The 10,688-nt window shown below is 73.9% G+C and carries 9 protein-coding genes; 5 read left to right on the plus strand and 4 right to left on the minus strand.

The features are described 5' to 3' along the window. Genes AC0682_RS07980 through AC0682_RS07990 form a run of 3 tightly spaced genes read right to left on the minus strand, consistent with a single transcriptional unit; the run spans position 1 to position 4,554 of the window. On the minus strand, positions 1-972 hold the full coding sequence (locus tag AC0682_RS07980) for a hydroxymethylglutaryl-CoA lyase (protein WP_478531594.1): 972 nt from the start codon (positions 970-972) through the stop codon (positions 1-3). Continuing rightward, a complete protein-coding gene (locus tag AC0682_RS07985) occupies positions 969-2,924 on the minus strand; it encodes an acetyl/propionyl/methylcrotonyl-CoA carboxylase subunit alpha (RefSeq protein ID WP_478531595.1) in 1,956 nt (651 codons plus the stop codon). The genes AC0682_RS07980 and AC0682_RS07985 overlap by 4 nt, the downstream gene beginning before the upstream one ends. Positions 2,925-2,931: 7 nt before the next feature. Continuing rightward, the gene (locus AC0682_RS07990; RefSeq protein WP_254812508.1) at positions 2,932-4,554 is read right to left on the minus strand and encodes a carboxyl transferase domain-containing protein; all 1,623 of its coding nucleotides are present in this window, start codon (positions 4,552-4,554) and stop codon (positions 2,932-2,934) included. A gap of 121 nt (positions 4,555-4,675) precedes the next feature. On the opposite strand from AC0682_RS07990, the gene AC0682_RS07995 reads away from it, so the two are divergent. From AC0682_RS07995 to AC0682_RS08015, 5 genes are all read left to right on the plus strand, one after another. After that, on the plus strand, positions 4,676-5,299 hold the full coding sequence (locus AC0682_RS07995) for an SACE_7040 family transcriptional regulator (RefSeq protein WP_478531596.1): 624 nt from the start codon (positions 4,676-4,678) through the stop codon (positions 5,297-5,299). 85 nt (positions 5,300-5,384) lie between these two features. Further along, on the plus strand, positions 5,385-6,050 hold the full coding sequence (locus tag AC0682_RS08000; RefSeq protein ID WP_478531597.1) for a GOLPH3/VPS74 family protein: 666 nt from the start codon (positions 5,385-5,387) through the stop codon (positions 6,048-6,050). A 105-nt stretch (positions 6,051-6,155) separates the two neighbouring features. Next, on the plus strand, positions 6,156-6,491 hold the full coding sequence (locus AC0682_RS08005) for a PadR family transcriptional regulator (protein WP_478531598.1): 336 nt from the start codon (positions 6,156-6,158) through the stop codon (positions 6,489-6,491). Further along, positions 6,488-7,363 (plus strand): hypothetical protein, encoded by an 876-nt coding sequence (locus AC0682_RS08010; RefSeq protein ID WP_478531599.1) that lies wholly within the window; start codon positions 6,488-6,490, stop codon positions 7,361-7,363. Before AC0682_RS08005 ends, AC0682_RS08010 begins: the two co-directional genes overlap by 4 nt. A 185-nt stretch (positions 7,364-7,548) precedes the next feature. Further along, positions 7,549-8,526 carry a DUF4184 family protein gene (locus tag AC0682_RS08015; RefSeq protein WP_478531600.1) on the plus strand — a complete coding sequence of 326 codons (978 nt, stop codon included), beginning with the start codon at positions 7,549-7,551 and terminating at the stop codon, positions 8,524-8,526. Positions 8,527-8,552: 26 nt separating this feature from the next. Here the strand turns inward: AC0682_RS08015 and AC0682_RS08020 are convergent, their stop codons facing one another. Then, the gene (locus tag AC0682_RS08020; protein ID WP_478531602.1) at positions 8,553-10,670 is read right to left on the minus strand and encodes a protein kinase domain-containing protein; all 2,118 of its coding nucleotides are present in this window, start codon (positions 10,668-10,670) and stop codon (positions 8,553-8,555) included. Positions 10,671-10,688 lie beyond the last annotated feature (18 nt).

Genomic DNA, 10,688 nt, shown 5'->3' on the forward strand with positions numbered 1-10,688 from the left:
TCACTCCTTGTGGGAGGGGGAAGAAGGGGGAGGTGTCAGGGCGCGGACCGTGCGGGACGGGCTCGGTCGGCCCAGGTGTCCGGCCAGCCAGACGCTGGTGGCGGTGAGGGCGGCCAGGTCGACGCCCGTCTCGATGCCGAGGCCGTCGAGCATCCACACCAGGTCCTCGGTGGCCAGGTTGCCCGTGGCGCTCTTCGCGTACGGGCAGCCGCCCAGGCCGCCCGCCGAGGCGTCCACCGTGCTCACCCCGTGCTGGAGCGCCGCCAGGGTGTTGGACAGCGCCTGGCCGTAGGTGTCGTGGAAGTGGACGCCGATCGCCTCCGTGGGGACGGCGGAGGCGTTCAGGGCCGTCAGCAGCGCCGTCACGTGGCCCGGCGTCGCCACTCCGATCGTGTCGCCCAGCGACAGCTCGTCGCAGCCCAGGTCCATCAGCGCCTTGGCCACCTTCACCACCTGGGCGACCGGCACCGCGCCTTCCCACGGGTCCCCGAAGCACATCGACAAGTACCCGCGCACCCGGACCTGCTCCGCCTTGGCCCGCGCCACCACCGGCTCGAACATCGCCAGCGACTGGTCGACCGTGCGGTTCAGATTGCGGGCCGCGAACGTCTCCGTGGCCGAGCCGAACACCGCGATCGACCGGGCCCCGAGCGCCAGCGCCCGGTCCAGGCCCCGTTCGTTCGGCACGAGAACCGGGAGGGAGACCTCCCCCTTCTCCGCGATATCGCTGAGAAGGGGGAACAGCGCCTCCGCGTCGGCCAGTTGCGGCACCCACTTCGGGTGGACGAAGCTCGTCGCCTCGATCGTCGACAGTCCCGCGGACGCCAGGCGGTGGATGAACTCCGCCTTCACCTCCGTCGGGACCGTCTCCTTCTCGTTCTGGAGGCCGTCCCGCGCTCCTACCTCGTGGATGCGGACCCGGGGCGGCAGCCCGGGTGCCTGGACCTCCATGGGGAGCCCCTGTGCGCTCATGCGTCCTCCCTGTCGGTCGACGGGGCCACGACGGCCAGGACCTGGTCCATCGCGACCGTCGCCCCCGCCGTGACGTCCAGCTCCGTCACGGTCCCCGCGTGCGGGGCCGAGATCACGTGCTCCATCTTCATCGCCTCCACGACGAGCAGGCTCTGACCTGCCTCGACCTCGTCACCGACGGCCACCTTCACCACCGTGACCGTGCCCGGCATCGGGGCCGCCAGCGTGTCCGCCCCGGCCCGGCCGGCTCCGCTCAGGGACGCCTCCACCGGGTCGTGGTCCTGGACGTGCCAGGTGTCGCCGTCGCGGCCGAGCCAGTCGTCCGAGCGGTGGAAGTGGTGCGTCACACCGTCGAGTTCGACCGTGACCCGGGTGGGTGTGACGGTCGCCTCGCGCGGAGCCCCGTACGTCACCGGGTCCGCGCCCGACACCCGCAGCGGGAACCTCAGCGGCGCCCGGACACCCCCCGTACGCCATCCGCTCGGCACCGAGAACGGGTCCGTCCAGCCCCCGGCGTCCGGCCGGGGCGCCAGGGCGTCGAGGCGGACGGCGGCCGCCGCCGCGTACACCTCGTCCGGGACCCGGTCCGGCACCAGGCCCGCCGCCTCGCGCGCCACCAGCCCCGTGTCCAGGTCGCCGGAGACCACGTCCGGGTGGGCCAACAGGCGGCGCAGGAAGCCCGCGTTGGTCGGGACGCCCAGGATCACCGTGTCCGCCAGGGCCGCCCGCAGCTTGCGCAGGGCCGTCGGGCGGTCGGGTCCGTACGCGATGACCTTCGACAGCATCGGGTCGTACAGGCTGCCCACCGGCACGCCCTCGCTGAGCCCCGAGTCCGTCCGCACACCGCCGCCCTGCGGCTCGTTCAGCGCCAGCACCGTACCGCCGGAGGGCAGGAAGCCGCGGGACGGGTCCTCGGCGCAGACCCTCGCCTCGATCGCCCAGCCGGTCAGGGTGATGTCCTTCTGGGTGTAGGGGAGTTGCTCGCCCGACGCCACCCGCAGCTGCCACTCCACCAGGTCCAGGCCGGTGATCAGCTCGGTGACCGGGTGTTCGACCTGGAGGCGGGTGTTCATCTCCATGAAGTAGTACGAGGACGGGTCGCTGCCCGGGACGATGAACTCCACCGTCCCCGCCCCGACGTAGCCGCAGCTCCGCGCCGCCTGGACCGCTGCCTCGCCCATCGCCGCCCGGGTCGCCTCGTCCAGCAGGACGCTCGGCGCCTCCTCGATGATCTTCTGGTGGCGGCGCTGGAGCGAGCACTCGCGCTCGCCCAGGTGCACCACGTTGCCGTGGGCGTCGGCCAGCACCTGGATCTCGATGTGGCGCGGGCGGTCGATCCACCGCTCGACGAGGAGGGTGTCGTCGCCGAAGGAGGCGCGGGCCTCCCGTCGGGCCGCCGCGATCTCCTCCGCCAGCGCCGCCGCGTCCCGGACCAGGCGCATGCCCTTGCCGCCGCCGCCCGCCGAGGGCTTGAGCAGGACCGGGGTGCCGATCTCCCGGGCCGCCGACTCCAGTTGGGTGTCCGTGAGGCCGCTGCCCGAGGAGCCGGGGACCACCGGGACCCCGGCCGCCGAGACCGTCTCCTTCGCCCGGATCTTGTCGCCCATGAGGGAGATCGCGGAGGCCGGGGGGCCGATGAACGTCAGGCCCGCGTCCGTACAGGCGGCAGCGAACTCGGCGTTCTCCGCCAGGAATCCGTAGCCCGGGTGGACCGCCTGCGCGCCCGTGCGGCGGGCCGCTTCCAGGAGCGCGGATACGTTCAGATAGCTCTCCGCGGCGGGCGGCGGGCCGATCCGCACCGCCGTGTCCGCCTCCCGCACGTGCCGGGCGTCGGCGTCCGCGTCGCTGAAGACCGCGACCGAGCGCACCCCCAGCTCGCGCAGGGTCCGGATCACCCGGACGGCGATCTCGCCGCGGTTGGCGACCAGCACGGTGTCGAACATCGTCGTCATCTGTTCCTCACATCCGGAAGACGCCGAAGCCGGGCCCGGCCGGGTCCTTCTCGGGCAGCGGGGCGTTGGCGCAGGCGGTCAGGGCGAGGCCGAGGACCTGCCGGGTGTCCACGGGGTCGATCACGCCGTCGTCCCAGAGCCGGGCGGTGGCGTAGTACGCGTTGCCCTGGGTCTCGTACTGGGCGCGGATCGGGGCCTTGAACGTTTCTTCGTCCTCGGCGCTCCACTCGTCGCCGAGCTGGTCGCGCTTGACGGTGGCGAGGACGGAGGCGGCCTGCTCGCCGCCCATGACGGAGATCTTGGCGTTGGGCCACATCCACAGGAAGCGGGGGCCGTAGGCCCGGCCGCACATCGAGTAGTTGCCCGCCCCGTACGAACCGCCGACCACGACCGTCAGCTTCGGGACGCGCGTGGTGGCGACCGCGGTGACCATCTTGGCGCCGTGCTTGGCGATGCCGCCGTGCTCGTAGTCCTTGCCGACCATGAAGCCGGAGATGTTCTGGAGGAAGACGAGCGGGATGCCGCGCTGGTCGCACAGCTCGATGAAGTGCGCGCCCTTCTGGGCCGACTCGGCGAACAGGATGCCGTTGTTCGCGACGATCCCCACCGGGTGGCCGTGGACGCGGGCGAAGCCGGTGATCAGCGTCTGGCCGTACTCCGCCTTGAACTCCTGGAAGCGGGAGCCGTCCACGACCCGGGCGATCACCTCGCGTACGTCGTAGGGGGTGCGGGAGTCCACGGGCACCGCCCCGTACAGACCCGCCGGGTCGACCTTCGGCTCCTCGGCCGGCTCGACCGACCAGGGGAGCGGGGCTCGGGCCGGGAGGGTGGACACGATGTTGCGGACGATACGGAGGGCGTGCGCGTCGTCCTCCGCCAGGTGGTCGGTTACGCCGGAGATCCGGGAGTGGACCTCGCCGCCGCCCAGCTCCTCCGCCGTCACGACCTCACCGGTCGCGGCCTTCACCAGGGGCGGGCCGCCGAGGAAGATCGTGCCCTGGCCGCGCACGATCACGGCCTCGTCGCTCATCGCCGGGACGTATGCCCCGCCCGCCGTGCAGGAGCCCAGCACCGCCGCGATCTGCGGGATCCCGGCCGCCGACATCCGGGCCTGGTTGTAGAAGATCCGCCCGAAGTGGTCCCGGTCGGGGAAGACCTCGTCCTGCATCGGCAGGAACGCGCCGCCCGAGTCGACCAGGTACAGGCAGGGGAGACGGTTCTCCAGGGCCACTTCCTGGGCGCGCAGGTGCTTCTTCACGGTCATCGGGTAGTACGTGCCGCCCTTGACGGTCGCGTCGTTGGCGACGACCACGCACTCCCGGCCCGAGACCCGCCCGATCCCCGCGATCACACCGGCGGCCGGGGCCTGGTCCCCGTACAGCCCGTTCGCCGCCAGGGGGGCCAGCTCCAGGAACGGCGAACCCGGGTCCAGGAGGGTGTCCACCCGGTCCCGGGGGAGCAGCTTGCCGCGCGCCTCGTGGCGGGCCCTGGCCTTCTCACCCCCGCCCAGCCGCGCCGTGGCGAGGCGCCCCGCCAGCTCGTCGGAGAGCGCCTGATGCGCCGCCTCGTTGGCCTGCCAGGCCTCCGAGGCGGGATCGGCCGCGCTCGCCAGGACCGGTGCCTGCTGCATCGTGTCGAGCCCCCTTGCCCGTACCGCGATCACGTGAGTGGTCTTCCCGTGGTGTTAATGACCGTTAACGCGTTTCCCTCAGGTTAACGAGCGCTAACGACCCTGTCTAGAATGAATCCTCATGAGCACCCATGCCGCCGCCCGCGTCGCGGCCCCCACCCGCCGCGAGCAGATCCTGCGGGAGGCGGCGCGCCTCTTCGCCGAGCGCGGCTTCCACGGTGTCGGCGTCGACGAGATAGGCGCGGCGGTCGGCATCAGCGGCCCCGGCCTCTACCGCCACTTCCCCGGCAAGGACGCGATGCTCGCCGAGCTGCTGGTCGGGATCAGCGAGCGGCTCCTCGAAGGCGGCCGTCTGCGGGTGTCGGAGGACGCGGCCCGGGGTGGCGGCTCCCCGGGGGCGCTCCTGGACGCGCTCATCGAGGGCCACATCGACTTCGCCCTCGACGACCGCCCCCTCATCACCCTCCACGACCGCGAGCTGGACCGGCTGCGCGACACGGACCGCAAGCGGGTGCGTCGGCTCCAGCGGGAGTACGTGGAGGTCTGGGTGGGTGTCGTCCGGGCGCTGTACCCCGCCCTCGCCGAGAGCGAGGCCCGCGTCACCGTGCACGCCGTCTTCGGCCTGCTGAACTCCACCCCGCACCTGGCCCGCCCGGAGGCCCGCCCCGGCCGTGTGGCCACCGCCGCGCTGCTGCACCGGCTGGCCCGCGGGGCCTTCGCCGCGGCGGCCGCGGACCCCGCCTGAGCGGGAGATCCGGCCCCTGGGCAACCCCGGGCGGCTTCTTCCCGTCTGTTCGACCAGAACGAGGAGAGTACGGGGGAGTTCCACCATGGCCGTCTCGCTGGGTGAAGAGATCATGCTGCTGTCGCTGGACGACACGACCGGTGCGGCGAAGGGGGAGTCGGCGGCCCGCTGGGGAGTGGCGGCCGGGATGCTCCTGGAGCTGGTGATGGCGGGCCGCGTCACGGTGCGGGGCGGCCGCGTCGAGGTCTTCGACCCGTCGCCGACCGGTGACCCCCTGCTGGACGGGCGGCTCGACCGGCTGGCCCGCTGGGTCCACGGCGCCTCCAGCAGCCGCAAGGTGGTCGACTGGCTGACCCGGGAGCATGTGAAGGGCTCCAGGGACGTCGTGGACAGCCTCTGCGCCCGCGGACTGGTGACCGAGGAGCGGCACCGGGCCCTCGGCCTCTTCCCCGTACGCCGCTATCCGGAGGTCGACGGGTCCGTCGAGCGGGAGCTGCGGGCACGGCTCGCCGCGGTGGTGCTGTCCGGGGCCGCGCCGGACGCCCGTACGAGCGCCCTCGTCGCCCTGGTGCACGCCACGGGGATGCACCCGCAGGCCTTCCCCGGGCTGCCGAAGAAGCAGGTGGCCCCGCGGATGGCGGAGATCTCCGGCGGCCACTGGGTGGGCGTGGGCGTGCGGGAGGCCATCCGCAACCTCCAGGCCGCGATCTCCACGGTGACCGTGGTGACGGTGCTCTCGGTGGTGCCCTGAGCGGGGCGCCCGCCTCGGCGGCGCTTGAGCGGGCTGCCCGAGCGGGCTGCCCGAGCCGGAGGACGGTCCGAGCGGTCCGTCTGTCGGACGGAATACTCTGTTCACATGAGTGAGCGAGGGATGCAGGAGCTGGCGCTGCTGCTGCTGACGGCGTTGGCCAACGAGCCGCGTCACGGATACGCCATTGCCCAGGAAGTCAAAGCCATGACGGACAGCCGTGTCGTGCCGCGGACCGGGGCGCTGTACGGGGCGCTGGACAGGCTCCTGGCCGAGGGGCTGATCCAGGTGGAACGGGAAGAGGTGGTGGGCGGCCGGGCGCGGCGGGTCTTCGCCCTGGCCCCAGCCGGACGGGAGCGGCTGGAGGAGGAGGCGGAGCGCCTGGCCGCCACCGCCCGCGAGGTCAGGCGGCGGCTGGCCGGCGGCGCGACGGCCACGGCGTGACCGGCGTCCTGGTCCGCCTGTATCCGGCCGCCTACCGAGCTGCCCACGGGCGGGAAATCGTCGATGTGCACCGGGAGATGACGGCGGACCTGCCGCGTGCGGCGAGGCTGCGCGCGGACGCCGACCTGGCGGCGCACGCCCTGAGGGTCCGGCTGCGGCTGGACTCCGCGTCGGCCTCGGGGCGGCTGTTCGCCCTGGCCGCCCCGTTCGTGCTGGCCGGCGCGGCCGTGGCCAGCGGGCTCGGGCTGACCCGCTGGTACGCCGGGCTCGTCCTCTCGCCGTCCCCGGTGTGGGTCCAGCTGTCCGCCACGGACGGCCCGTGGGCCCTGTACCTGCTGCTCTCCCTGCTGGTGTGCGTCGGCGCGGTCGTCGCCCTGACCGGCCGCTGGGCACTGGGCGCGGGCATGGCCGTCTGCGGGCTGCTGGGGGCGGCGGCACAGGGGCTCGCCACTCCGCACCTGTACGGGTACGGGGGCGTCGCTCCGGCGGCGGCGCTGCTGAGCGTCGCGGTCGTCCTGGCCTGCCCGCCGGACCGGCGCGGCGACAGGCGGCTGGGCGCGGTCGCCGGAACCATGGCCGCCGTGGCGTGGTTTCCCGTCGTCGTCGTGGAGACCAGGGCCCTCGGGGTGACCACGGACTACGGCGCCTGGCCCGTCCTGGTCCTCGCCTGCACCGGGGCCGCCCTCGCCCTGCGCTCCCGTTCCTCGGGGCTGCGGGAGACGGGGGCGATGGCTCTGGCCTCGCCGCCCCTGATCGCCCATACCTATACGGGCGCCTGGCAGGAGCCGGTGCCCGTCCTCGTCATATTCCTCTGCCTGCCGGCCGTGGCCGTGCTCACCGCGCTCGTCCAGGCCGTGCGGCGACGGAGCTGACCCGGCGGGGCTGACCCGACGTCTTCGCCCGGGGCCGCGCGACCGGTGCGACGGCGCGGGCCCCGCGTCACCCCTCGGTTGCCATAGTCCGTTGAAATGAATAGTCTCTCTGACGTTCTATCCGTGAGGGTCCGCGGCGTGGTGCGCGGAGGCCCCGGCTCCCCCGAGCAGAGAAGACCGTCGAGTTGCCGTTCACCCTGTCCCACCCCGCCGTGGTGCTCCCGCTGCTGCGCAAGCCGTTCGTTCCGGCGGCCCTGGTCGCGGGCGCCGTCGCGCCCGACGCTCCGTACTTCCTGTCCGCCCTCGGCGTGGCCTCCCGCAGCGCCCAGGACTGGTACGAGCCGTTCCTCAACCCCACACAGACCCACTCTCCCGTCAGCGGCCTGCTGGTCAGCCTGCCTTTCGCCCTCGCCCTGGTCGCCGTCTGCCGCATACTGCGCGCGCCGGTCGCGGCCCTGCTCCCGCCCGGCCTCCGCCTGCCCGGACCCGCACCGACGACCGGCCTCCCGGCGAGGCTCCGGCACCTCGTATGGCTGCTGGTCTCCGCGGTGACCGGCATCGCCTCCCACGTGGCGTGGGACTCCTTCACCCACGTCGACGGTCTCCTGGTCACGCACGTGGAACTCCTGCGTGCCCCGGCCGTCGGCGGGTTGGCGGTCTCCCGCCTGTTGCAGCACGTGAGCACCGTTCTCGGCCTGGCGGCCATCGCCCTGTACCTCTGGCGGCGACGGTCCCGCCTCCGGTCCCGTACCGGCGCCGACACCGGCACCGCCGCCCGCCTGGCCCCCCGCATGCGGTGGGGCGCGGTGATCCTGCTGGTCGCCGCTCCCCTGCTGGGCGGCCTCGCGAACTCCGTCGACGACTTCCACGCCTATCGCTACGAGGTCGAAGCGGACTACAGCCGCCCGATCACCGTCGACCTGGGCAACGGCGAGATCGAAACCAGCTACCCCACCGAAACGGTCCCCGCGCCCTGGGGCACCCTCGCCGAGGGGATGCTGACCGGGGCCGCCAGGAGAGCCGGCGCCTCGCTCGCGGTCGCCCTGCTGCTGTACTCAGCCGCCTGGTACATCGGTGCCGCGGTGCGCCGACCGGCGGAGGCGCCGTGCGACGACGCCCGTGGGGCCGAAAGCCGACGGCGACGACAGGGGGCAGGCCGGTAGCGATCGGACAGGCGAGGGCGGCCTCCTCAGCGGGGGCCGGCGGACCGGATGTCCTGGAGTTCGGTCAGCCGGCGCACGACGGCGATGGACAGGGCAATGCCCGGAACGCAGAGCAGGTTCAGGAACGTGCCCCAGTGGACGGCCGAGAGCATCCGGTCGAAGTGGATGGCGTTCGGATAGTCGACCGCGCCCCGCATCACATCGGGGAGCAGGTACACGACGGTGGCGCTGAGCGTGAAGACGATCACCCACCCCCACCACAGGCCGAGCAGCCGCCGCCCCGGCCACCGCCGGGTCGTCTGCCAGCCCCACTCGTCGGGCCTGCCCCGGTGCCGGTCCTGGAGCGATGCGTACCAGATGTCGAAGGTGATCTTCCCCGGGATGATCCAGCTGGCGACCGGGATGAACCAGCTGCCGATCGCCATGCCGGGGGAGTACCGGTGCTCGCCCGGTGCGAACGCCTCCGCGTTGATCCGTACGCGCCAGAACCAGACCAGGGTGGTGACGCCCGCCGCGACCGCCAGCAGGCCTTCCACGAGGACCAGCGTGTCCGCCTTGCCGACCAGCGCCTCGACGTCGGTCCACAGGGCGAAGTCCGCCTTCTTCCAGTCACCGATCTCACTCGCGAAGCCGAGGTGCATCACGACGGCCACGCACTTGAAGGCGATGTAGACCCCGTAGAGCCAGGACAGGGCGATGGCCAGGCTCTCCGGCGACCGGAAAGCCGACCGCTGCGCCGACCAGGCCGGGGTCGGGGCCGCGGGGGGCGGTGCGGTGGGGGAGGGCTCCTGACGTACGTAGTGGGGCCGGGCGGGGTGGGCCGGTGCGGGGGCCCGTTCCGGGGCCCGGGCGGGCGGTGCCGCCGCCGGGCGCTCCGGTGGGGGCGGCGGTGGTACGGGCCCGGACGGGCGCGGCAGCGCCTGCGGTGCGGGGCCCGCGGGCGCGGCGATCGTCGGTACGTACGCGAGCGGGGCGGACGGCGGCGGCGGTGGCGGCGAGGCGGGCAGGCGGTGGCCCGGGGCGGGCGGGCCCGAGGGGGCGCTTTCGGCGTCGGGCTCCGAGGCGTCGTGCGGACCGGAGGCGGGGGAGACCGACGCTCGACCCTCCGGGGCGGGGGAGCCCGGGAAGCTGCCGGCGGAGTCGTCGGGGGCGGCCGGTCCCGATGCGCTCCCCCCGGCCCCGGCCCCGGCCCCGTCACCGGCCCCGCCCGGTCGCCACTCGCCCTGGGCCGCCGCCCGGCCGGAGATGCGGGCGACCTCCGCGAGGGCGCGGGCGGGCAGCCAGGGGTCGGCGTCCGCGGCGCTGCCGTCGAGCAGCGCGGCGTACCCGGCCAGCCGGGCGGCGAGGGCGGGGGCGTCGGGGCGGTCGGCGGGGTCCTTGGCCAGGCACTCCGCGACCAGGGGACGCAGCTCGTCGGGGACCTGGTCCAGGGCGGGCGCGTCCTGGACGACGGCGTACATCAGCGCATGCTGGTTGGTGGAGTCCGGTACGGGGAAGGGCAGCCGTCCCGTGGTCGCGAACACCAGCACGCCGCCCAGCCCGAAGACGTCACTGGCGGGCGTGAGAGCGCGGCCGAGCACCTGCTCGGGCGACATGTAGCCGGGCGACCCCACGGACGCGCCGGTGCGGGTCAGCCCGCCGCCGGTCGAGGCGTCGACGAGCTTGGCCACCCCGAAGTCGATGAGCCGGGGCCCCTCGACGGTGAGCAGGATGTTCGACGGCTTCACGTCGCGGTGCACCAGCCCCGCACCGTGCACCGCCTCCAGGGCCCGGGCGAGCCCGGCCGCGAGGGCCCCGGCGGAGGGGGCGGGCAGCAGGCCCTGCGCCGCCACCAGCCGCTGGAGCGGCAGACCGGGGACGAACTCGGTTGCCACCCAAGGGCGTTGACCGTCCGCCCCGGACTCCGCGGCCACGACCTGGGCGATGCCCCGGGCCCGTACCAGACTCGCGGACTCGATCTCGCGGGCGAAACGCACCCGGAAGTCGGGGTCCTCGGTGTAGCCGTACCGGATGGACTTCAGGGCGACCCGCTCACCCCCGCCGCCCGCCGCGAGGTACACCGTCCCCATGCCGCCCTCGCCCAGCCGCGCCAGCAGCCGGTACGGCCCTATCCGGGCGGGATCCGCCTGCTCCAGCGGCCACATGTCCGGTCCTCCCCCGTG

The sequence above is a fragment of the Streptomyces sp. NPDC043746 genome (genome assembly GCF_056436485.1).